The organism is Microcystis sp. Msp_OC_L_20101000_S702, from assembly GCF_007095705.1.
Lineage (GTDB): Bacteria > Cyanobacteriota > Cyanobacteriia > Cyanobacteriales > Microcystaceae > Microcystis > Microcystis ichthyoblabe_A.
In genome coordinates this window covers 1-23,178 of sequence record NZ_SFBO01000093.1, presented here as the reverse complement: position 1 = coordinate 23,178, position 23,178 = coordinate 1, and the positions used below count along the sequence as shown (strand labels likewise).

Annotated in this window: 23 protein-coding genes; 10 read left to right on the top strand and 13 right to left on the bottom strand. The window is 42.5% G+C overall.

The window, feature by feature from the left end; genetic code table 11:
* Window positions 1-169: 169 nt before the first annotated feature.
* Window positions 170-808, top strand: coding sequence for an imidazole glycerol phosphate synthase subunit HisH (gene hisH, locus EWV60_RS10270; RefSeq protein WP_002752387.1), 639 nt, complete (start codon window positions 170-172; stop codon window positions 806-808).
* On the opposite strand, the gene EWV60_RS10265 is transcribed toward hisH, so the two are convergent.
* Together EWV60_RS10265 and EWV60_RS10260 are read right to left on the bottom strand one after the other, a co-directional pair.
* On the bottom strand, window positions 797-1,549 hold the full coding sequence (locus EWV60_RS10265; RefSeq protein WP_002731723.1) for an ABC transporter ATP-binding protein: 753 nt from the start codon (window positions 1,547-1,549) through the stop codon (window positions 797-799). The genes hisH and EWV60_RS10265 overlap by 12 nt on opposite strands.
* A 238-nt stretch (window positions 1,550-1,787) precedes the next feature.
* Complete coding sequence (locus EWV60_RS10260) at window positions 1,788-2,903, bottom strand: branched-chain amino acid ABC transporter permease (RefSeq protein ID WP_287232183.1); 1,116 nt, start codon at window positions 2,901-2,903, stop codon at window positions 1,788-1,790.
* 214 nt (window positions 2,904-3,117) lie between these two features.
* On the opposite strand from EWV60_RS10260, the gene EWV60_RS10255 reads away from it, so the two are divergent.
* Window positions 3,118-3,774 (top strand): response regulator transcription factor, encoded by a 657-nt coding sequence (locus tag EWV60_RS10255; protein WP_002742402.1) that lies wholly within the window; start codon window positions 3,118-3,120, stop codon window positions 3,772-3,774.
* Window positions 3,775-3,788: 14 nt separating this feature from the next.
* Here EWV60_RS10255 and EWV60_RS10250 read toward each other — a convergent pair whose 3' ends face one another.
* From EWV60_RS10250 to EWV60_RS10235, 4 genes are all read right to left on the bottom strand, one after another.
* Window positions 3,789-4,307: a low molecular weight protein-tyrosine-phosphatase gene (locus tag EWV60_RS10250; RefSeq protein WP_002752385.1), complete on the bottom strand. Its 519-nt coding sequence runs from the start codon at window positions 4,305-4,307 to the stop codon at window positions 3,789-3,791.
* Window positions 4,308-4,309: 2 nt separating this feature from the next.
* Entirely contained in the window at window positions 4,310-4,603 is a 294-nt protein-coding gene (locus EWV60_RS10245; RefSeq protein WP_002733401.1) for a hypothetical protein, read from the bottom strand.
* 130 nt (window positions 4,604-4,733) lie between these two features.
* Entirely contained in the window at window positions 4,734-5,372 is a 639-nt protein-coding gene (locus EWV60_RS10240) for a DUF2834 domain-containing protein (protein ID WP_287232181.1), read from the bottom strand.
* Window positions 5,373-5,619: 247 nt separating this feature from the next.
* Window positions 5,620-7,212, bottom strand: a complete 1,593-nt coding sequence (locus tag EWV60_RS10235) for a hypothetical protein (RefSeq protein ID WP_287232179.1) — start codon at window positions 7,210-7,212, stop codon at window positions 5,620-5,622.
* A 384-nt stretch (window positions 7,213-7,596) separates the two neighbouring features.
* On the opposite strand from EWV60_RS10235, the gene EWV60_RS10230 reads away from it, so the two are divergent.
* The 5 genes from EWV60_RS10230 (at window position 7,597) to EWV60_RS10210 (ending at window position 12,207) form a co-directional block, all read left to right on the top strand.
* Complete coding sequence (locus tag EWV60_RS10230; RefSeq protein ID WP_002784536.1) at window positions 7,597-7,893, top strand: BrnT family toxin; 297 nt, start codon at window positions 7,597-7,599, stop codon at window positions 7,891-7,893.
* Complete coding sequence (locus EWV60_RS10225; RefSeq protein ID WP_149989904.1) at window positions 7,883-8,167, top strand: hypothetical protein; 285 nt, start codon at window positions 7,883-7,885, stop codon at window positions 8,165-8,167. Before EWV60_RS10230 ends, EWV60_RS10225 begins: the two co-directional genes overlap by 11 nt.
* 150 nt (window positions 8,168-8,317) lie before the next feature.
* Window positions 8,318-11,200 (top strand): pentapeptide repeat-containing protein, encoded by a 2,883-nt coding sequence (locus tag EWV60_RS10220; RefSeq protein WP_287232176.1) that lies wholly within the window; start codon window positions 8,318-8,320, stop codon window positions 11,198-11,200.
* Between the two features lie 385 nt (window positions 11,201-11,585).
* Window positions 11,586-11,798: a ribbon-helix-helix domain-containing protein gene (locus EWV60_RS10215; protein WP_016516995.1), complete on the top strand. Its 213-nt coding sequence runs from the start codon at window positions 11,586-11,588 to the stop codon at window positions 11,796-11,798.
* Window positions 11,779-12,207: a putative toxin-antitoxin system toxin component, PIN family gene (locus EWV60_RS10210; protein WP_223210666.1), complete on the top strand. Its 429-nt coding sequence runs from the start codon at window positions 11,779-11,781 to the stop codon at window positions 12,205-12,207. Before EWV60_RS10215 ends, EWV60_RS10210 begins: the two co-directional genes overlap by 20 nt.
* Here the strand turns inward: EWV60_RS10210 and uvrC are convergent.
* The 6 genes from uvrC to rfbC all read right to left on the bottom strand — a co-directional run bounded on the left by uvrC (window position 12,200) and on the right by rfbC (window position 18,536).
* Window positions 12,200-14,077, bottom strand: coding sequence for an excinuclease ABC subunit UvrC (uvrC, locus tag EWV60_RS10205; RefSeq protein ID WP_287232172.1), 1,878 nt, complete (start codon window positions 14,075-14,077; stop codon window positions 12,200-12,202). The two genes, EWV60_RS10210 and uvrC, sit on opposite strands and share 8 nt — an antisense overlap.
* Before the next feature lie 280 nt (window positions 14,078-14,357).
* Window positions 14,358-14,618, bottom strand: a complete 261-nt coding sequence (locus tag EWV60_RS10200; RefSeq protein WP_002734814.1) for a hypothetical protein — start codon at window positions 14,616-14,618, stop codon at window positions 14,358-14,360.
* A gap of 80 nt (window positions 14,619-14,698) precedes the next feature.
* Entirely contained in the window at window positions 14,699-15,784 is a 1,086-nt protein-coding gene (leuB, locus tag EWV60_RS10195; protein ID WP_287232170.1) for a 3-isopropylmalate dehydrogenase, read from the bottom strand.
* A 247-nt stretch (window positions 15,785-16,031) separates the two neighbouring features.
* Window positions 16,032-17,105 carry a glucose-1-phosphate thymidylyltransferase gene (locus tag EWV60_RS10190; RefSeq protein WP_002776234.1) on the bottom strand — a complete coding sequence of 358 codons (1,074 nt, stop codon included), beginning with the start codon at window positions 17,103-17,105 and terminating at the stop codon, window positions 16,032-16,034.
* A 4-nt stretch (window positions 17,106-17,109) separates the two neighbouring features.
* A complete protein-coding gene (rfbD, locus tag EWV60_RS10185; protein WP_287232168.1) occupies window positions 17,110-17,985 on the bottom strand; it encodes a dTDP-4-dehydrorhamnose reductase in 876 nt (291 codons plus the stop codon).
* 5 nt (window positions 17,986-17,990) lie between these two features.
* Complete coding sequence (gene rfbC, locus EWV60_RS10180; RefSeq protein ID WP_002732824.1) at window positions 17,991-18,536, bottom strand: dTDP-4-dehydrorhamnose 3,5-epimerase; 546 nt, start codon at window positions 18,534-18,536, stop codon at window positions 17,991-17,993.
* Window positions 18,537-18,669: 133 nt separating this feature from the next.
* Here rfbC and bioB point away from each other — a divergent pair, with 133 nt between their 5' ends.
* From bioB to lspA, 3 genes are read left to right on the top strand one after another with little or no spacing between them, the layout of a single operon-like run.
* The gene (bioB, locus tag EWV60_RS10175) at window positions 18,670-19,764 is read left to right on the top strand and encodes a biotin synthase BioB (protein ID WP_042790378.1); all 1,095 of its coding nucleotides are present in this window, start codon (window positions 18,670-18,672) and stop codon (window positions 19,762-19,764) included.
* Window positions 19,736-20,386 (top strand): biotin transporter BioY, encoded by a 651-nt coding sequence (locus EWV60_RS10170; protein WP_103111903.1) that lies wholly within the window; start codon window positions 19,736-19,738, stop codon window positions 20,384-20,386. Before bioB ends, EWV60_RS10170 begins: the two co-directional genes overlap by 29 nt.
* Before the next feature lie 11 nt (window positions 20,387-20,397).
* Entirely contained in the window at window positions 20,398-20,865 is a 468-nt protein-coding gene (gene lspA / locus EWV60_RS10165; RefSeq protein WP_024968658.1) for a signal peptidase II, read from the top strand.
* 317 nt (window positions 20,866-21,182) lie between these two features.
* Here the strand turns inward: lspA and EWV60_RS10160 are convergent, their stop codons facing one another.
* On the bottom strand, window positions 21,183-22,976 hold the full coding sequence (locus tag EWV60_RS10160; protein WP_287232163.1) for a fatty acyl-AMP ligase: 1,794 nt from the start codon (window positions 22,974-22,976) through the stop codon (window positions 21,183-21,185).
* Window positions 22,977-23,178 lie beyond the last annotated feature (202 nt).

Sequence of the window (23,178 nt, the reverse complement as noted above, 5' to 3'; positions counted from 1 at the left end):
GTGTTTGGCTTTCGTTGGCAACTTCAACTAAGAAAACGGAGAGGCTATGGCTTTAGAAACTTTCGGATGATCAGTATATAACAATGACCTTAATTGCTTTTTGAGTCAAGACCTAATTTAGCGGCGTGATTGCTCTAAAATAAGGTCATCGCCTGATCAGTATATAGCAATGACCTTAATAGCTGTCATCGATTATGACATGGGAAATCTGCACTCTGCCTGTAAAGGACTGGAAACCGTGGGTGCAGTGCCGAAAATTACCGATTCTCCCCTCGATCTCGAAAAAGCTGACGCTATTGTCTTACCCGGAGTCGGTTCTTTTGATCCTGCTGTCCGGCAAATTCGCAGCCGTCATCTCGAAAAACCGATCAAAGCAGCGATCGCTAATGGTAAACCCTTTCTCGGTATCTGTCTCGGTTTACAAATTCTCTTTGACTCATCGGAGGAAGGACAAGAGGCGGGTTTAGGGGTTATTCCGGGGACAGTGCGCCGTTTTCGCTCGGAACCGGGCATTACCATTCCCCACATGGGTTGGAATCAATTAGACTTCACCCAGCCGGATCATGCTCTTTGGCAGGGATTACCCCCCCATCCTCACGTCTATTTTGTCCATTCCTATTATGTCGATCCCCTTGATAGTCATCTAACTGCCGCCACCGTCACCCACGGCAGTCAAACGGTGACGGCAGCGATCGCTCGTGAGCGTTTGGTGGCGGTGCAGTTTCACCCGGAAAAATCCTCCACTAATGGCTTAAAAATTCTGGCTAACTTTGTTGAACAGGTGCAAAAATTAGCTTTAGTCTCCTAAATAAGCCTTTAAAACCCGCTCGTTTTTTTGGATTTCGCTGGGAATGCCATCGGCTAAATTTGTCCCTTCTGCTAATACCCAAACGTGGTGACAAAGGGACATAATCACATCCATATTATGCTCGATAATTAAAAAGGTAATTCCCTGACGATTCCATTCGATAATATGGTCGCTGATTTGACCGATTAAAGTGGGATTAACTCCGGCGGCCGGTTCATCTAATAAAATTAATTTTGGCTCGGTCATTAGCGCTCGGCCAATCTCTAATAATTTACGCTGTCCTCCCGATAAAGCCCCCGCATAATCGTGCGCTTTTTCCCCTAGACCGATCGAATCTAATATGTCCAAAGCTTTGGCACGATTTTCCTGTTCCTGTTGGCGAATTTTTGCCCCCTGAAACCAGACTTTGAGAAAATTTTCTCCCGTTTGTCCCGGACTAGCTAAGAGCATATTTTCTAACACCGTTAATCGGGATAATACCCTGGCGACTTGAAAAGTTCTCACACATCCTTTCAGGGCAATTTGATAGGGAGGCAGCTGATGAATCGGCTGACCATCAAGAAAAACTTCTCCTTTATCCGGGCGAATAAAATTAGATAAAAGGTTAAAAAGTGTGGTTTTGCCGGCTCCATTAGGACCGATTAACCCGGTGATGCTGCCCTGCGGCACGTCCAAATAAGCATTATTGACGGCGCGAATGCCTCCAAAACTTTTCGATAATCCTTTGGCAGAAAGTAACATAATTGATCAGATAAACATCAGTTATCAGTAAACATTAAACAGTAATCAGTGAAAAGACAGTAAGTAGTCGTGGGAAATAAATTTCTTAGTTGAGACAGGCAATAGGCAATAGGATTATTTAAATGTGTAATTAATTTTGCTCAAGTCCTTAGAAAACTGCTATTTAATACTGCTCACTTAATATTCAAATCTAATAACTGATAACTGATAATTGATAACTGATAACTGATAACTGAAATTATTTTCCCAAAGTTAACTCCTCTTTTTTGCCGAGGATACCCTGGGGTCGCCAGATCATTAAAACCATGAGCAGCAGACCGATAATCATAATCCGTAAAGCCCCTAATTGGCTATCATTAAAAATATCTAATTGGGGTAGAATAAAGCGAGTCAGGGAATCGTAAGCCCAGAAAATTACTGCTCCTAGTAAGGTGCCGGCATTGCTACCAGAGCCACCGAGAATAATAATAATCCAAGCGTTAAAAGTCAATAACGGTTCAAAATTAGTCGGGTAAATAGTGGTTAATTGCCATGCTAAAAAAGCCCCGGCTAAACCAGCAATCGCACCGCCTAACATCAAAGATTGTAACTTATACCAAAAGACATTTTTTCCTAAAGCCCGGGGAATTTCTTCATCTTCCCGAATCGCTTTGAGGATGCGTCCCCAAGGCGATCGCAAAACTAATTCTAAACCAGTATAAACGAGAGCGAGGAGGACTAAAACTACCACCATCAGCCCGGCTTTGTAATTATAATCATTCAAGGCAATTACACCGTTTATATACAGAAAAAGCAGGATTATCGCCCCTAACAACCCCCAAAAGATTAAAGCTCTCTTTTGCGTCGGTTGATAGCTTTTACCGCTAATTTGCCCGGCTTCGCGCCATTGTCGTTGCAGATTGCGCCCCAATTGCCAGAGAGCAAAGATAGCAAGCAGGGTAAACAGGGCAATAATTAATAATTTGACGGGAAAACTGGGATTTATATCCAAAGGTAGGGGATAACGTTGTAGTCCGAAACTGCCTTTCGTTAACCAATCCTCGTTAAGCACCAGCAAACGAATTAACTCAGACACCCCGATGGTGACAATCGCTAGATAATCGGCTCTTAATCTCAGGGTGGAAAAACCGATGGCTAATCCCAACAATGCCCCTAGGAGCGCCCCGACAATGGCAGCAAAAATCATCGGTACACCCTGTAAAGTTAATAAAACCGTTGCATAAGCCCCTAAAGTGGCAAAAGCAACGTGACCAAAGTTAATTAAGCCAGTAAATCCCCATTGTAGATTTAAACCGAGGGCAAAAATCGCGTAAATACCCGCCCAAATTGTCAGGGAAACTAAATAATCTGTCATCTTAAGTAAAAAGTAAAAAAGGGGTTGGGGGAGTGGGGGAGTGCCGGAGTTGGGGAGAAAAAAGCTGAAAACTCACATCTGATTACTGAAAAGGCTGATAGCTAACTGCTAGTATAATATCAGTTACAACGGCCTCTGTAGCTTGATGGACAATTGTGACGAGCGGAGGGTGCTAGGCTATTAATAACGAAAAAACCTTGTCCTGTTGATTTCTATGCCTCTTTTGATTCTAATTGCCGATGATGACCCTGGTATCCGCCTAGCAGTCAAAGACTATTTAGAATTAGCAGGTTATAGTGTGGTAGCGGCGAGTAATGGTTTGGAAGCTTTGAATTTATTGGATACCTATCATCCCCATCTTTTGGTATCGGATATCAAAATGCCGCGTTTAGACGGTTATTCTTTGGTGACTAAGGTGCGGCAACAGCCAGAATTTAGGTTATTACCAGTAATTTTTTTAACCGAAAGAGGGTCAACGGAGGAAAGAATCCGCGGTTATCAAGTGGGTTGTGATATCTATCTTCCTAAACCTTTTGAGATGGAGGAATTAAAAGCAGTTATTCGCAATCTTTTAGAGCGATCGCAAATGGTGCAAAGTGAACGTCAATATCAGAAATTAAAACCAGAAGAAAGTCCCAAAACTAGGGATGTTTTAACTTCTTCTTTACAGGACGATTTTAAGTTAACTAATCGCGAGCGGGAAGTGTTAGAACATTTAGCCCGGGGACTTTCTAACAGTGAAATTGGGCAAAAACTGCATCTTAGTTCTCGCACGATCGAGAAATATGTTAGTAGTTTACTCAGAAAAACAACTACTAACAATCGCGCCGAATTGGTTCGTTTTTCCCTCGAACATAGATTAATCGATTAGCTGAAAGAAAAAACTTAAATTTTGTTTTTTACTTCCTCCAAAAGACTGCCACAGGAGTCTAAAAGTAGCTCGATTACGCGGTCAAAACCTTCACGACCACCGTAGTAGGGATCGGGAACTTCTTTTTCTGGGTGATAACGAGCATAGTCACACATTAACTTGATCTTTTCTTGATATTTTCCTGTCCGATCTAGGGATAAAATATCTTGATAATTGGCTTTATCCATGGCTAGGATTAGATCAAAATTCTCGAAATCTTCGCGGGTAAATTGTCTAGCTGTCCCTTGCAGAAGAATACCGCGTTTTTTGGCGGCCGTATTCATGCGAGAATCAGGAGGAGAACCGATATGATAACCGGCAGTCCCCGCAGAATCACAGAGGATTTTATTGCCTAATCCTTCTTGTTCAATCAGATAAGTCATGATATTCTCGGCAGCGGGAGAACGACAGATATTTCCTAAACAGACAAAGAGTAGTTTATAGGGCATAAATTGACTGGTAGAATCATCACTAAATTGCCAATTATAGGGCATTTCTAACATCCCGATAAAGATTTATCCTCAAAAAACTCCTCGCTGTCCATTAACCTAATTTTGGCTAATCCCAAGCTTTCTAAATAATCTTGCCACCCTTGGGGAGTATCTTCGATCGCTAATAATCCTAATACCCTAGCTACGTCTGCTACCCAGGGTAGGGTATGAATTCTATAACCCTGCCAGTTTACTTCTAAAGATAACCAAGCGGGAATCTCTTGGGGGTTAAATTGTTGGGAGGCAAGATAATCAGCTTGAAAGCAGTAAATCCGAGGTGGTTTTTGACTCTCTAACAAGGTTAAACACTCCTTCTAATCTGGACATTAATCTCTTTCCCCATATTTTAGGGGAACCTCAGCATAATTTTTGTTAAATATGAACTTCTCTTGTCAAGAAATAGTTAAGTTTGCTCAAGACAATTTACCCTTAATTCTCCCCTAAGCGAGGACGAATAATTAAATAAATTGCCGGACCGATTAGAGGCAAAAGGGAAATTACCGGCAACAGGAAAGGATTTTTTAATCCCCGTCGGGTTAGATCATCTTGCAGCAAAATTGGACATAATAGGGTTAAAAGACAGAAATCTAAACTCATAACATGAATAAAACGGCTAGTTTGCCACTGATACCAAAAATCAGACCAATTGCCGTTAATTAATCCGTAAGCGATTAAAATTGCCGCAGTAATTAGGGCAATTACTCCTAACCAAGGTGAGTCTAAAAGTTTAATGACCAGATTTTTTTTACCAGTAAAATTGCTGTTAGGTTGACGGAGAGTTAGATAGGGTAAAATAGCGAAAGCACCCACGGCAAAGGAGGCAAAAGTAAAGGGCCAAGCGATGATTTTTTGGTCACGACCATCGATAATTAAAAGGCTAGTGTAGATAAGTGGCCAAACTCCCATCAGGTTAAAAAGAGCGATAATTAACGGGTTGATATTTTGCCATTTCCCAGTGGAAAGATCGATAATTAAATTTATTGTATCTGGTTGATCGGGTGGTGCTAGTAAAAAAGCGTATAATCCGAAGCCTAACCAAAGTAAACCGAGAATAATTTTTGTTAACATGGGAGTAGATAATTAGGTTAATTGAGTAATGGGGGTTTCAGCAGATATTTTACTAGAAAAGTGATCAAAAGATCAAGGGATATTACCTAATCAATGATCGCTAAGTAGGTAGGCGTTAAAAATTATCAGATGCCCCCCTTATTAAGGGGAGATCCCCCCGCCTATCGGCACCCCCCTTATCAAGGGGGGCAGGGGGGATCGAACCTAAAATCCATTTTAAATTTAATTATAACCAGCTACTTAATTTTTAGGGAAGAAGACGAGGATCCATGGTTTCTCTTGGGGTAATTTCTGCACTTTTAGAGTGGAGTAAGCGAGTTTGTTCGAGGATAGTTTCTAATTCTTCATCCGAGAATTCTTGTACATAGTTTAATTTCACTTCTTCTAGGAAGATAATTAATAACATCTCGATTCTTTCTAGACTGTGACGGGATTGTAATTCCCCGGCGAGAGATTGCCCGAAACGTTGGACTAATTGCTGTAATAAACGCTCAAAAACTTCGTCTTCCTGGGTAATCTTGTCAGCTATATTAACAAAGGATTGATACAATTGACTAGATAGACGATTACTCAAGTCAGTTTTTAACCCTTTCATGCCGGGTAATCGCAATAAGCTCTGATACGCAGGAGTTTGACTGAGAATTTTCTCGATATTGTATTTAATTAAAGCTTCTGCTTCCGGTTTAACTTGCGGTAAAACCTTATCAACGGTACTATTAACTACTAACCGAAAAATTTCGATAACTTCATTAGTATCATTGAGATTATTATATCCACCACTAAGGGATTGATCGAGAAATTTCTCCACTTGTCCCCGTCGGATATATTCCTGTATTTGATTAATAATTCTCAGGAATATTATCTCAGTAATATCTTTAGAAATTAGCGCAACTAAGCCTTTAACTGCCTGCTCTTTAATTACTCTTAAGTTAATAATTTTAACTTGATCTAGGCGAATAATGGTAGGAATAAATCGCAGCCATCTCCAGATAGGAACAAACAGAAAAATATCATACCATCGCCATAACATAGCCTCGCGCCAACGCAGACCTTTATGAGTGCGAGCAATCCACCAAGTTCTTATCATAAATTCCCAGAAAAAGATGGTGCCAAAGAAAAAATCGATCGCCTCAAAGTTATCTATCGGTCTCCCATCTTCTCCCAGGGGACGAAAATAATTAGTTTCTATTAAAGGTTGAATTTCTTGATTGAAAAATTTCAACTCTTTTTCCCAGCCATTTTGACTGAGATAATCCCAAGTCCAAAACTTCTGAAAGGCTGCTTTTGCGGAAACATTTTCTGTTTTAAAAACCCGCAAGCGCATTTTATTTTTAATCTTCTCTAAAGTCCCAGTTTTCTCGGCCGAGGCAAAGGGATTATTATCGATCATATCGACACTTTTTTGGCGTAAATTGGCTAAAATTTTCTCGATCTCTTGGCGATATTCTTGCAGATTAAACTCTGGGTTAAAGACCTTTTGATTAATTATTTCATTAAGTTTATCAACCGTAGCTAAATATTCGCTGGTACTGCGATAGGGTTTAATCCCTTTCACCACATCATACTTAGCAATTCCTTTAACAAAGGGAATTTCTAGGGGTTTATCGGGAGGTATTTGTAATTCTTGAAAGGAAATCGGACCGAGTTTTATTGGTTCATTAAATCTTAATAAAGTTATTTGCAAGCGTCCCTGTAACCAAAAATCTCGCAGGGGAATATAGGTTAAATCGAAAATAACCAGAATATAATTGCATAACACCAATAGGGCCATGCAAGTCTCAAAGAGATTGCGTAGGGAAAAACGACGGTTTCTGATCACGGGGTTTTTAGTCAAAGTCATTAGCCTAGAAAGCACACTTTGACTATGGTAAACCGAAAACGCCTAATTTTTTGCCTGAAAGCGATATAAGTAGTTAAAAAAGGAGCGGTTAAACTTAGTTCTGCCTCAGCAATTAATAGATGTAGTCTTCTATTCTGTAATAGCATCCTAGCAGATTCAGTTAAGCAGTTAGCTACAACTTCTTTGGCAAGAACATTTTTATTATAAGTCGGTAAGTTGCAGATTAGCATAAAATCACCCTGAATTGATTTTTATCTGTCAATAAGCCTAGAGCCTCGTAGGGTGTTTTTCCTTGCGTCAACCCAACCTATAATAATTGCTGCTCTCGTAGGGTGTGTTAATAAAGTATTGACAATGTAAATACATTCTGCCTATACTACAAGTATGGATGTCTATTTTGTCCTCAGTGGCATTACTTTTGTTTGGAATGACGAGAAATCTAGGATTAACCCGATCAACCATGACGGTATTACGTTTCAGCAAGCAGCAGAAGTCTTCTTCGATCCACTGCTGGTTGTTGTTGATGCAAGTCGCAATGATGAGGCACGAGATGCGATCATTGGGTTAGATAGACGGTGGAATCTCCTGTACGTCGTCTATATTGAGCGTGAAAACGACATCATTCGGATCATTTCGGCTCGCAAAGCCACACGCAAGGAACGTGAGTATTATGAAAGTTGAGGCATTAAAAAAACGACTGGAGAAAAATCGCCCTATGACTACAATCACGATTCGTATTCCCGAAGATGTGATTGAAGATTTAAAGCGGGTTGCACCGTTGCTTGGTTTCTCAGGTTATCAACCTTTGATCCGTGCTTACATTGGACAAGGGCTGCGTGCGGATTTGGAGCGTCTAGAGGGAGATACAATTTCTGCTCTCGTTGCTAGTTTGAAGCGTCATGGTGTAAGTGATGAACTGCTGCAAGAAGCGTTGAGTGAAATTACTCCGCGTTAGTCTAGGTTTTCGGCCTCCTAGGTTGAGTTGAGCGAAACAATACGGGGTCGAAAATGGCTCAATTCGATTGAAAAAGCGCAACCCAACCACCTCAACGGTTGTTATTACTTATATAATAGACTACATAAGCTTTATTGATCGCTTTTTTCTATGTCCGAATCAGCTGCTGGAATTTCTGTTTCCAAACCCCAAAATATCTGGAAACGACAAGTTAAAGTCAATCTGAGAAGTCTCTTTAGTACCCTGGGAAAAGCCGCTCTTAACGGGGCATTTTTGCAGTGGGATGATCTGGCCGAAAATGGAGTAGAAGTTTTAGATGCTCTTGGTTTAAGTCGGACTCCGGGGGAATTAGCGGGTTTATTAATAAGTCAATCGCTAATGAAAGCGATGAAAGGATTACTTAAAAGTAATGCTGATTTACTGCCCCAAGAAGTTGAAAAGCTGCCTTTAAAAGAACTTTACAGTCAGATTACCGACTCTTTACAAGAGCAGGAATTAATTCTCGATCAAGATTTTTTTGAGCATCCCGAAAGATTACCTATAGTCGCACCAATCCAAGCAGCTTTTTTACGGTGGTTAACAACAAATAATTTAATCACTAATTCCCAGGAAGCACAGAGCCTAAGTAACCGTTTACCAGCTTATTTTGTCTTAGCATTGCAGGAGCAATGGAAAGATAAACGAGATGAATACAGTCTGCTTTTAGATGAAATCGACACTCCTTTTAACAATGCTTGGAAACGAGAAGGAGGCTGGTTACATTATCGAGCTTGGTTGCAAAAACAGATCGATGAACCTATTTTTTGGGAAACCTTTAGTTTAAAGCAAATTTATGTACCTCTACGGGGATTTTATGAAGAAGAAATCAAAGCCACCACAGACACAGATTACCATCGAGAGCCATCATGTAAACGCATTGTTATCAAGCTCCAAGAGCAGTTAGAAACATGGTTAGAAGCGGCAAAATCCGATGATGCTATCCGTTTATTGACCAGTGGGCCGGGTAGTGGAAAATCGTCCTTTTGTAAAGTATTTGCTGCCCAACAAGCTGGGTTAGAAAAACAAGTTTTATATATTCCCTTGCATCGCTTGAGTTTCTCCACAGATTTAGTAACAGCAGTTAAAACTTTTGTTCAACATGACGGTTTTTTACCAGAAAATCCCCTAGAACCGAGCGATCAAGATTTAAAATTACTAATTATCTTTGATGGCTTAGATGAGCTATCTATGCAGGGAAAACTCGCCCAAGAAGTCGCCCAAAATTTTATTAATGAAGTACGAGATCAGGTCAAAAGTTTTAATCAAAATAAAACCCGTTTACAAGTGTTGATTAGCGGGCGTGATGTGGTGGTACAATCCAATAAAAATAATTTTAAAAAACCTCAGCAAATTATCACCATTTTACCCTATTTGGTTGATAAAAGCGATGATTTTAGCGATGTTGATAACTTATTAAAGGTCGATCAACGTGATCAATGGTGGCAACAGTATGGGCAAGCTAAAGGGAAAAACTATGCACAATTACCGCCGGAATTATCGGGGGAAAATTTACAAGAAATTACCGCTCAACCGCTATTAAATTATCTTATTGCTCTCACTTTTGAACGAGGCGAGGTTCAATTTTCCCAAGAAACTAACCTCAATAATATTTATGAAAATTTGCTCAAGGCAGTCTATGAGCGAGGTTATGAAAAAAATAGTCCAGGCCACCGGGCTATAGAAGGGATTACAGAAAAAGATTTTGTGCTAATTTTAATGGAAATTGCCCTTTCCTGTTGGCATGGTAACGGTAGAACCACCACCGTGAGAGAGATTGAAGAACATTGTGAAAATAATGGCTTAAAAAATCTCCTAAAAAATTTCCAAGATAGTTTTCAAAGCGATTCCCAAGGGAGTATTACCCGTCTTTTAACAGCCTTTTATTTTCGAGAAAGTGGCGATTTACGAGGCAGCGAAAAAACCTTTGAATTTACCCATAAAAGTTTTGGTGAATATTTAACTGCCCGCAGAATTGTTGACCGAGTTAAGCAAATTCATAAGAAATTACAAGACAGTGAAAATGATTATGACAATGACTACGATCCCAGACAAGCTTTAATCGCCTGGGCGACTTTATGCGGACCGAGGGCAATAGATGAATATCTTTTTAGTTTTATTCTCAATCAAATGCAATTACAGTCCCCTGATGAAGTGAAACAGTGGCAGAAAACTCTGGGTGATTTAATTAAATATCTTTTGGACAAAGGAATGCCGATGGAGAATTTAACAAACCGCCCCAATTTTCAGGAGGAAATGCGACAGGCACGCAATGCCGAGGAAGCTTTATTAGCCCTATTTAATGCCTGTGGGCGAGTCACCAAAGAAATTTCTTCCATTCAATGGCCTTCTCTTGACGCTTTCGGCAATTGGTTAGCCCGTCTTCAGGGACAAAGAATAAATTATGGGCCTATGTTTGTGTTAGATTGCCTCAGTTTTCTTGATTTACAAAACTGTCTGTTGATAAATCGAGATCTTTACAGGGCAAATCTGGTCGAGGCAAATCTTGCAGGGGCAAATCTTGCAGGGGCAAATCTTGCAGGGGCAAATCTTGCAGGGGCAAATCTTGCAGGGGCAAATCTTTACCAGGCTAATATGGTCGGGGCTAATCTTTACGAGGCTAATCTTTACGAGGCTAATCTTGGAAGGGCTAATCTTTACGGGGCTAATCTGGGCGAGGCTAATCTTGATGGGGCATATCTTGCAGAGGCAAATCTTCAATGGGCATATCTTGATGGGGCAAATCTTGATGGGGCATATCTTGAAGAGGCAAATCTTCAACGGGCGAATCTTGAAAGGGCTAATCTTGTGGGGGCTAATCTGGTCGGGGCTAATCTGGGCGAGGCAAATCTTGAAGGGGCAAATCTTGAAAGGGCAAATCTTGATGGGGCAAATCTTGAAGGGGCAAATCTTGAAAGGGCAAATCTTGACGGGGCTAATTTTATAGATGCTAACGTCAAAGGGACGATTCTCGATACGGAAGTTAAAACCGAGTGACTCTTCTAGGTTCTGTGTGATAAGTTTAACTTACAATACGATCGATCAGTCTTTGTGTCCTTTGTGTCTTTGTGGTTCGTTCCACCCCCTCGCTAGGAAGAATGTATCTTAGAATACATTTTACCCACCAAACCCAAGAGAGCCGATTATCTGGTGAGTGGGGATAAATCGGATTTGCTAAAACTAGCCTCGTAGGTTGAGTTAAGCGAAACAATACGGGGTCGAAAATGGCTCAATTCGATTGAAAAAGCGAAACCCAACCACCCCAACGGTTATTCTTAGTTGGGTGTAAAGCACCTTATCTGAGGTTAAGATTTATTCTTTCTAATTGTTGCTAGAAATGGGTTATGATGTTTATGCGTTTAGGGGCTAAAGGAGAAAAATCATGGTACGTTGGTCACTAACCGAATCAGCTTTAGGACAAAAAGGCGCAAAAAAGGGAAGCTTATCCCAATACGTTGAAGAAGCGGCACAAAGAGCGAGCTTTGAAGAAACCGTGGATTCTGTCCAAGAACGTAACTTGCGTTATTCCGAGGAAGAAATCGAAGAATCTATCAATGAGGCTATCCGAGAAACTCGTGCTGCGTCTCGTTCTTGATACCAATATTCTAATTTCTGCACTGTTACGCAAAAACACACCGCCTTATCTTCTTTATCAAGCATGGCGTGTGAATCTGTTTGAGCTAGTGACCTCGACATCGCAACTTGAAGAATTACAGCGAGTGATGGCTTATCCTAAATTGCAACGTTATTTCACCCCAGAAGAAGCCCAAACCATGTTAGCAGGGATAACCGCTTCTACCCTCTGCGTGACATCCCTCCCTATTGTGTCTTATTCACCCGACCCAGATGATAATATCATTTTGGCCACAGCGATTGCGGGTAAAGCTGATTATCTGGTGAGTGGGGATAAATCGGATTTGCTAAAACTAGGCGTTATTGAAGATATTCTCATCATAACCCCCCGTCAAGCCTTAGATATTCTTCAACAGCTTATCCCTACCTAGGATGAAAATAATTATAAATTTCCTTAGCTAATTGTTCCCCAATTCCTGTCACCTGTTGCAATTGTTCTAGGGAAGCTTCGCGAATATAATCCAGAGAATGAAAATGAGCTAATAAATCTTTTTGTCGCTTAAAACCTAACCCCGGTATCTCATCCAGACGGGAACGGCGACTTTTTTGCATCCTTTGTTGTCGGTGAAAGCTAACAGCAAAGCGATGCGCTTCATCCCTGACTCGACGCAATAATTGCACTCCGGGTTGTTCCTTATCCGTCTCTAAAGGAGAGGATTCCCCCGGTAAAAAAATCTCCTCTCTCTGTTTAGCTAAACTAACAACTTTTACCTGTTCTAATAAATTCATCTCCCCTAAAACTGTCACCACGGCCGATAATTGTCCCTTTCCCCCATCAATCATAACCAAATCGGGAAAATCATCACTTTCGGCAATATTATCGGGATTTTCGGCATAACGACGGAAACGCCGGCGAATTACTTCTGCTAAACTGGCAAAATCATCGGAATGGCCGATTTTAACCTCGGGATTTTTGATTTTATAGTGACGATAATGTTGATTAGCGGCCACCCCATCGATAAACACCACTCCCGACGCGACTGCATTAGAACCCTGAATATGAGAAATATCATAACCCTCGATGCGGTGCGGCAGTGCCGGTAAATCGAGAATTACCGCTAAATCTTGCAAAGACTGTAAATCCCGGTCGGCGCTTCTTTTCGTCTTTTCTAACTCATAAAGAGCGTTTTTCTCGACCATAGCTAATAAATCCGCTTTACTTTGCCGTTGGGGGACAGTTAACTCGACTTTGCGACCTTTTTTTTCCCTTAACCACCCCGCTAACACCTCACCTTCCGGTAATTCGCAGGGTAACAGGATTTCGCTGGGAATTTCCACCCCTTCCACCGATAAATAATGTTCTTCTAGGACTTTTTGCAGGATTTCTCCCTCGTTTGCTGACTGACTATCGGCAAAAAATCCCAAACGTCCCACCAAACGACCAGAACGCACTTGGAATAATTGTATGCAACAATGCTGCTCGTCTTTAGCTAAAGCGATCGCGTCCCGGGATACGGTATCATCAGATAAAGAGACTTTTTGATCGGTATTAAGAGCCTGTAATCCGCGAATTTGATCCCTAATCGTGGCCGCTTTTTCAAAATCTAGGTTTTCCGACGCTTCTAGCATCTTTGCTGCTAATTTCTCTAATAATTCCCCCGTCCTTCCCTGAAAAATCATCGCCACTTTCTGCAAGGTTTCCCGATAATCTTGGGGACTGATTAATTTTTGACAAACCCCCGGACAACGACCGATATCATAATTTAAACAGGGACGGTCTTTAAAAAGAGGTTGGGGACGTTGACGCAGGGGAAAAGTGCGTTTAATTAGGTGTAAAGTGTAGCGCAGCAGCCTAGTATCGACGTAGGGACCATAATAACGGTCTTTTTGGTTATTTATGCTCCGTTTGCGGGTGATAAAAATGCGCGGGTAGGTTTCCGACCAAGTGATACAAATGTATGGATATTTTTTATCGTCCTTGAGGAGAGTATTAAAATGGGGCTGATGTTGTTTAATTAGATTAGCTTCCAGGGCCAAGGATTCTGCTTCCGTGTCGGTGACGATAAATTCAATTTCCGTCACCTGTCGCACCATTAAAGCAATGCGGGGACTGAGGGGTTGACTGGGACGAAAATAGGAACGGACTCTAGACCGGAGTTTTTTGGATTTACCGATGTAGAGAATTTCACCATTTTGGTCGCGCAGGAAGTACACCCCCGGTTCGAGGGGAATTTCCCGAAGACGATTTTCTAGGCGATCGAGGTCTTGGATTAGGGTAGAGTTAAGATTATTCCCGAACATCTTTTTATATTAGGGTTTGCGGCAAAAAGTTTGTCTTGGGTGTGGGGTGTGGGGTGTAGGGTGTGGGGTGTAGGGTTTTACCGATTTTCAGGGAAAAAGTCCAGGAAATTTCCCCCCCATTACTCCAATGGCCGGTACTTTTGGATTGCAAAAAGGTCTAAAAGTCTTATCGAACAATGTTTTTAGATTTATTCAGCAAACCCTATATTAGACAAAAAAATTACGTCAGTGGGTATTAGCTGACGTTTGGCAAGATATTTAGGGCAAATCTTCACAAAAATTAATAGGCTTCCGATTCGATTTGCTTAATCGGGACGAAACACTCCCCGGGGAGTAGAATCGGTTTATTGTTAAAAATCAATTGGCCGCGATGATTGTCGCGGTTAATAGCGACACCGAAAGGACGTTTACTAACTCGGCTGTTGAGGGTACAGTAGATGCGATAAATGCGTCTGGCTGCCCGTAAGACAGTAGGATCTAACAAAATTGGGATTTCCATATCGACACGCTGTTGTTCTGTTTTCTCGGATAGGGCCACCATCTCACTCGTCTCCCCACGATTAAATTGACGTATTTATTAAATCAATGGTATATGACGATTTCCGAATTATGCCACTTTTGTTATGATTCTAAAACTTTCAGGATGGACTGGCCCATAGCTTGGCATCCCACCAAGGTCATACCTTCTGAGAAAATATCTCCAGTACGATAACCGAGGTCTAAGACTTTTTCTACGGCTTTTTCCAGCGATACTGCCGCTAAAGGCTGATTTAGCCCATATTTTAACATCATAGCAGCGCTGAGAATCTGGGCGATCGGATTGGCTTTATCTTGGCCGGCGATATCCGGGGCCGAACCGTGGACGGGTTCAAAAACTCCCACCCCAGCAGTCCCTAAACTAGCGGAGGGTAACATTCCGATACTACCAGTTAACATGGCCGCTTCATCGGAGAGAATATCACCGAATAAATTGCCCGTGACGATAGTATCAAATTGTTTGGGGGCCCGGACTAACTGCATGGCTGCGTTATCGACGTAGAGATGGGAAAGTTCCACATCGGGATAATTAGCGGCGATTTTCGTCATCCGGTCGCGCCAGAGTTGGGAAACATCAAGAACATTAGCTTTATCGACGGAACAGAGTTTCTTGCCGCGTTTTTGGGCAATTTCAAAGGCCACCTTAGCGATGCGGTCCACCTCCGATTCCAAGTAAACCATGGTATTTACACCGCATTTTTCTCCCGTTTCCGTCTCAAAAATCCCCTTCGGTTGACCGAAATAGACACCCCCGGTCAATTCCCGGACGACCATGATATCCACTCCCTCGATAATCTCCCGTTTGAGACTAGAAGCGTCGATTAATTGCGGAAAAATGGTGGCAGGACGTAAATTAGCAAAAAGACCTAAACCAGATCTTAAGCCTAATAATCCGGTTTCCGGCCTTTGCTGCCGGGGCAAATTATCCCATTTATAACCCCCAATAGCGGCCAGGAGAACAGCATCACTATTTTTACAGGCGCTCAGGGTTGCTTCGGGGAGGGGACTGCCGGTTTCATCAATGGCTGCCCCTCCAATTAAAGCGGTTTGGAAGTCAAACTGGAGGTCAAATTTTTTACCGATGACTTTCAGTATCTCTACGGTGACAGCGAGGATTTCCGGCCCGATGCCATCGCCGGGTAGTAGGGTAATGCGATACTGTTGCGTCATAGTTCTAGAACGGTAAAATAGGTCAGACTCTTGATTATAACATAGTTAGGGTTGGCTGAATAAATCTAAAAACCTTGTTGGATAAGGCTTTTAGACTTTTTTCCCATCAAAAAGTGCCAGCGATTGCAGTGATTGGGGTGAAAATTCCGGGACTTTTTCCCTGAAAATCGGTAAAATCCTACACCCTACACCCAGGAAAAACTTTTTGCCGCAAACCCTAATTAAAGGGGCAGTTAATCCCCAATAACTACACTAATTCCACATGGGAATCATCCCCAATCATAAAGCGTAAAGCTTTTGGACGTTGGGGAGCAATTTCTAATTTTGCCCGTCGTCCAATCACACTATCAACTATGCGCTGATGAATGCCAATAATCGTGGCATCTTTGAGAATTACACTGTGTTCTATGTCGGCATCAATTAATTTTACTCCATTAGCTATACTGCTGTAGGGACCGATAAAACAATTCTCAATGTGACAATTTTCTCCAATAATGACAGGACCGCGAATGGTACTATTAATAATTTTACTACCCTGACCAATTTGTACCCGTCCGATCACCTGACTATTAGCATCAATTTCTCCCTGTAAAGCGATTTCTAGACAGGTATCGAGGATAATCCGATTGGCCTCTAATAAATCATCTTTTTTCCCCGTATCTAACCACCAACCCAGTAGTTTATTGGCTTCTACTGCTTTATTTTGATTGATTAATTCTTGGATAGCGTCGGTAATTTCTAACTCACCCCGGCCCGAAGGTTGAATAGATGCGATCGCTTGATGAATGGTGGGGGCAAAAAAATAAATCCCCACCAAAGCTAAATTTGAGGGGGGTTCTTTGGGTTTTTCGACTAAGTATAAAACTTTGCCAGTTTCATCTACTTTTGCCACCCCAAAAGCACTAGGATTAGAGACTTTTCGCAACAGAATTAAAGCATCAAGGGACTGTTGGTGAAAAGAGTCTAAAAAGGGCGATAAATCATCCTCGATTAGGTTATCACCCAAGTACATAATAAAGGGGGAATCTCCTAGGAAAGATTGGGCAGTTTTGACCGCGTGAGCTAATCCTGCCGGTTGATCTTGGCGAATATAAGTTATCTTAGCGCCAAACTGTTCACCATTGCCCGTGGTCTGACGAATTTCTTCCCCAGTTTCGGGACTGATAATAATGCCAATATCGGTAATTCCTGCGGCCACAATTGATTCGATTCCATACCATAAAATCGGTTTATTGGCCACGGGAACTAACTGTTTTGCCCCAGTATAAGTTAGGGGACGTAACCTCGTACCTTTACCACCAGATAAAATTAGTGCTTTCATAGTTTTAAAGATTAAATAGTTGGTTGAGCATAGCTTTGAGGGAATCTCGCCAATAGGGAGGAATATAACCTAATTGTTGCGATATTTTTTGACTGGAAAGAACCGAATAGGCCGGACGCACTGCTGGGGTAGGATATTCAGCAGTAGTAATGGGAATTACTCTCTGAATTTTTAGGGGAATACCGCTTATTTTTGCCTCCTCAAAAATCGCTTTAGTTAAATCAAACCAACTGGCGACACCGCTATTAGTAAAATTATAGATTCCTGGGGGATTATCGACATTAATTAGAAGGTGAGTAATGGCCGTGGCGATATCTTTTGCCCAAGTGGGACTTCCCACCTGATCAACAACTACTTTTAACTCCTCTCTTTCCTTGCCTAATCTCAGCATAGTTTTGACAAAATTACTTTTGCCATAACTGCCGTAAACCCAAGCAGTCCGGAGGATAATTGCCTGAGAATTAACAGTTTTAATCTCCTCTTCTCCCCTTAACTTTGATTGTCCATAAACCCCTAAAGGATTAGTTAGATCGGTTTCTAGATAGGGGGTATTTTTCCGACCATCAAAGACATAATCGGTAGAAATATGGAGAAATTTAGCTTTAATTTTCTCGGCAGATTCCGCCATGATTTTTGGAGCTATAGCATTGATAGAATAGGCTAAATCTGGTTCGGTTTCGGCTTTATCCACTGCCGTATAAGCGGCGGCATTAACCAGATAATCGGGGTGAATTTCCCTAATTAACTGGCTGATTTTTTCCGAGTTAGTTAAATCTAGTTCTTCTCGACCGATACTAATAACTTCACCTAACTGGGGTAAAGTTACTTGTAACTCTTGTCCCACTTGACCTTTAGCACCAATTAGTAAAACTTTTTTCATCGTCTTTAGGGGAAAACTTCCACGGATTTAAAGGGTTGTCCAGCTTGGTCTTTAGGGGAGAGAATCGGGGGGGTCTCTAGGGGCCAATCAATCCCTAAATCGGCATCATTCCATAAAATAGTTTTTTCGTACTTTGGATAATAATAATTAGTGGTTTTGTAGAGAAATTCTGCTCGATCGGAGAGAACTAGAAAGCCATGGGCAAAACCTTCGGGAACCCAGAAAATCCGTTTATTTTCCGCACTTAAAACACAGCCTACCCATTGCCCAAAAGTGGGGGAACTTTGACGCGCATCCACTGCCACATCAAAAACACTACCATTCACCACTCGCACCAGTTTACCCTGGGGATTGGGGATTTGATAGTGCAATCCTCGCAGGACATTTTTTAAGGACATAGAGTGATTATCTTGGACAAAAGTGGTATTAACCCCAGTTTTTTCTCGAAAATCTTTCTGATTAAAACTCTCCAAGAAAAAACCTCGATCGTCTCCGTAAACTTGCGGTTCAATAATTAAAACATCAGGAATTTCCGTCGGAATAACTTTCATAAAATCGGAGACAAGATAACTTTTGCGGGTAGTCTAGCACAAAAGGGCATTTTTTTCTAAAGTTTTTTATTAATCTTTCCCAGGTAACTGAATAATGATAAGATGAGCCTAACTTAGTCAGAGCATAAACGACGTGGTACAAGTCTCTACACACACCGCTACTCAATCTATCCCCATGGAGGGAGAAGCCTTAAAAAACTGGTTACAGACTAGGGCTAATCAGATTATCGCTGGCGATCGACTCAGTAAGCAAGAGGCCCTAGCTTTAACTGCGATCGAAGGTCAGGAAAATATTTTCAGCTTATGTGAAGCTGCCGATCGCATTCGTCAGGCCTGTTGTGGTAATACGGTAGATTTATGTAGCATTATCAACATAAAATCGGGAAGTTGTTCGGAAAATTGCAGTTTTTGTTCCCAATCCGTCCACCATCCCGGTCAAGATTCGCCTATCTACGGTTTAAAAAGTCGCGAGGAAATCGTCAGCCATGCGAAAGCGGCAGCCGACGCGGGGGCCAAACGCTTCTGTTTAGTTAGTCAAGGCCGGGGATTAAAGTACAATAGCCCCAAATCCAAGGAATTCGAGGAAATACTGGCCACAGTTCAAGAAATCATCGAAACAGCCAAGATTAAACCCTGTTGCGCCCTAGGAGAGTTAACCCTCCCCCAAGCCCAGGCCTTAAAAGAAGCTGGAGTTACCCGTTATAATCACAATCTGGAAGCTTCCGAGAATTTTTATCCTAACGTGGTCTCCACCCACAGTTGGCAGGATCGGGTAGAAACGGTTAAAAACCTGAAAGCGGCGGGAATTCAGGCTTGTACGGGGGGAATTATCGGTATGGGGGAAAGTTGGACCGATCGCATTGATTTAGCTTTTTCTCTGGCGGAATTAGAAGTGGAATCAGTGCCGATTAACCTATTAAACCCCAGAAGTGGCACCCCTTTAGGTCATTTACCCAAACTGGACCCTTTTACTGCCCTAAAAGCGATCGCCATTTTCCGGTTTATCTTACCTCAACAAATTCTCCGTTATGCCGGGGGACGAGAGGCAGTGATGGGAGAATTGCAAAATCTGGGGCTAAAATCGGGAATTAATGCTATGCTGATTGGGCATTATTTGACCACCCTAGGACAACCGCCCCAACAGGATCAGGCGATGTTGGCTGATCTTAGTTTAATAGGAGGAGAAGCCCCCATCCCCGGTGAATACCAACCCCAACAGACAACCTAAATCACGTCGAGGACGAGAATCTCCGCCGCGGCGCACTTCTGCATCGGTTCCCAATGAGTTAATCTGGGCCTTGATTGGCTTGTTGCTGACAATTTTTAGTACATTTGTTCCAGTAAGCCTAGCTAGTTGGTCGGCTGCGGGTCTATCTTCGCAAAAACTAGGCATAACTTACCAAATTGGGGCAGTATTGTTAACGGGCTGTCTGGGGGGCAAAAATGCCGGGCTTCTTGCCCAGGTGGCCTATATTTTTCTCGGTTTAACTTGGTTGCCGGTGTTTGCTCAGGGTGGGGGAATGGGTTATCTGAAAGAAGCCAGTTTTGGCTATATTTTAGGCTTTATGCCGGGGGCATGGCTGTGTGGTTGGCTGGCTTTTCGCTGGCGGGCTAAGATAGAAACTCTGGCTTTAAGTGCCTTTGCCGGTTTGTTAGTGATTCATCTGTGCGGTTTATTATATATGCTGGGATTGTCGATTTTTCAGCCCCAAGCCAGTCAAATCACCTTTCCCGATAGTTTGCCCACCCTATTTATGAATTATTCAGTCTGGCCATTTTTAGGGCAATTAGTAGTAATTTGTGTGGTGGTAATTATTGCCTTTTTCTTCCGTAAATTATTATTTTATTGATGCCAGAGCCAATGTTAAAAAAAAATCGCTGGTTTTGGATAGTGGCGGTGCTTGGTCTAAGTTTAGACCAAGTAACTAAGTATATAACCGTGCAGAGTTTTGAGCAAATCGGTGATACTTTTCCGGTTATTCCGGGGGTTTTTCATTTAACCTATGTGATTAATACCGGGGCGGCTTTTAGTGCTTTTCGGGGCGGTGTTGGTTGGCTCAAATGGCTATCCTTATTAGTTAGTTTGGGATTAATGGCTTTTGCTTACTTTGGACCGCATTTAAGCCGTTGGGAACAATTAGCCTACGGTTTTATTTTAGCAGGGGCTTTCGGCAATGGCATCGATCGCTTTTTGTTTGGTTATGTGGTGGATTTTCTCGATTTTAGATTGATTAATTTTCCTGTTTTTAATCTGGCTGATGTCTTTATTAATATCGGGATTATTTGCCTATTAATTTCTACCTTTCCCCACAAGTCAAGGGTCCCGTAGGGGCGAAGCATTCGAGCGATAACCTATCGCTGAAACCGTAGATTTCCTATCCGAATGCTTCGCCCTTACTTGTTCTGTTCAAATGCAAGTGGAGTGACTCTTAAATTATTACAGATATATCAGCAGCCGTCTGTAAGCATCCCACCGAAAAACTAATGCGCTCCGGGGTTTGGGGCGGCGCCACGCCCCCAACGGGTAGGGTTGATTCATGAATCAACCCTACTATGAATCAACCCTACTATGAATCAACCCTACCCCTGCCTCCTGCCCCCTGCCTCTGTTATCCTCGATCGGGTGAGCAATGCCCACCCGAAAAACTATGCTTCTGTTGCAGAATTAGAGCGATCAAATTTACTAACTAACTGAGGATTTTCTGACCAAGCATCGATAATACTAATATTACCATTGAGAAAATTCTGTTTAATAGCGCGGCGTTGAATTTTGCCACTGGCAGTTTTGAGAATTGTTCCCGATTTAGCCAAAACAATGGCATGGGTCATAATTTCGTGTTCTTCGGCGATTTCCTGACGAATATCAGCAATTAATTCAGCCGTATCTAATTCGCCGCTGCGACGTTCTAATTCCTGGACAATAACTAACTGTTCTTCCCCGTTATCTTCAATAGAAAAAGCGGCGCCATAATCGGGACGAAAAACCTCATTAAGATGCTGTACTGACCATTCTAAATCTTGGGGATAATGATTACTGCCACGGACAATAATTAAATCCTTAATCCGTCCCGTGATATGTAATTCCCCATCGAGAAGAAAACCTAAATCTCCGGTGCGTAAAAACGGCCCTTCTCCTGTATCAGCAAGATAAGCTTGAAAAGTCTCTTTGGTTGCGTCTTCCCGTTGCCAATATCCAGCGGCCATACTGGGGTCACTGGCCCAAATTTCGCCCACTTCATCGGCTGCACAAAGGGTGAAAGTATCGGGATTAACCATAGCTATACGGGTATCACAGACGCGACGACCACAACTGGGGACGTATCTAACTCCCGTGGTTTGATCGGAGCCTACAGGGACAATTTTACCGCGTTCGTAGGCGGTGGCATCCAAAGCGGTGATAATTGGGGTGGTTCCCTTGGGTTTATTGGAAATCAAGAGGGTATATTCAGCTAATCCGTAGGCAGGGGCGAAAGTTTGCCAAGAAAAGCCATAATCTGCAAAAGTATCGACAAATTTGGCCATGACCTTCGGATTAATCGGTTCGGCGGCATTTCCCGCGGCCTGCCAACTGCTCAGGTCTAATTCCGCTAAATCGGCAGCTTTAATCCTGCGAGTACAAAGATCATAGGCGAAGTTGGGCGCTTGACTATGAGTAACTTTGTACTTAGTAATATTTTTTAACCACTGCATCGGACGCTTAATAAAAGCAAAGGGAGACATGAGATAGCAGGGTGTACCGTTGTAGAGGGGGACGGTGATACCTTCGACTAACCCGTAATCGTGAAAATAGGGCATCCAAGTGAGGGTAACGCTATCCGGTTCGTAACCACAAGCTTTTTGCAAGTAACCGCAATGGTGCATCAGGTTAAAATGACTTAACATCACTCCTTTGGGGATATTAGTCGAACCGGAGGTATATTGCAGATAGGCAAGCGCCGATTTATCCACCTGGGGATCTTGCCATTGGTCCGCCAAGGAAATATCAATGCTTTCGGTAGTAATCCATTTCATTTGGTCTAATTCTGGGAATTCTTCGTTTACACCTTCAATAAGAGTCAGAATACTTTCGGTAACTAAGGCAAAGGTGGCATTAGCATCCTTGACAATTGCGCGTAAACGGGGCAGAGTGCGCTTAAGTCGTCCCGATTCCGGTGGGGGGACGGGAATGGCAATCACTCCCGCGTAGAGACAACCACAAAAAGCGGCCACTACTTCTAAACTTTGAGGATAGAGTAACAGGGCCCGTTCTCCTTGGGCCTGGTATTTTTGCAAATAGGCGGCGATTGCTCTTGCTTGGCGATCGAGTTCACTGTAGGTTAAAGGTGGGGTTTCTTTTTTGCCGTCAATAAGAAAAGTGTAGGCATGGCCCTCTGGTTGTGCCGTGGCGCGGTAACGTAAGAGTTCTACTAGGGTGGCAGGTTGAATTAAGGTTTCAGTCATCGTTGTTATCGGACTTATTGGGGCTATTGTATAGAAGTTTTAAGGTGCGGAGGGCGATCGGTCAAGGTATAGGATTAAGTTATTGGTTATAATTAAATTAAAAATGGATTTTAGGTTCGATCCCCCCTAGCCCCCCTTGATAAGGGGGGAAGCCGAAGGCGGGGGGATCCCCCTTGATAAGGGGGGAAGCCGAAGGCGGGGG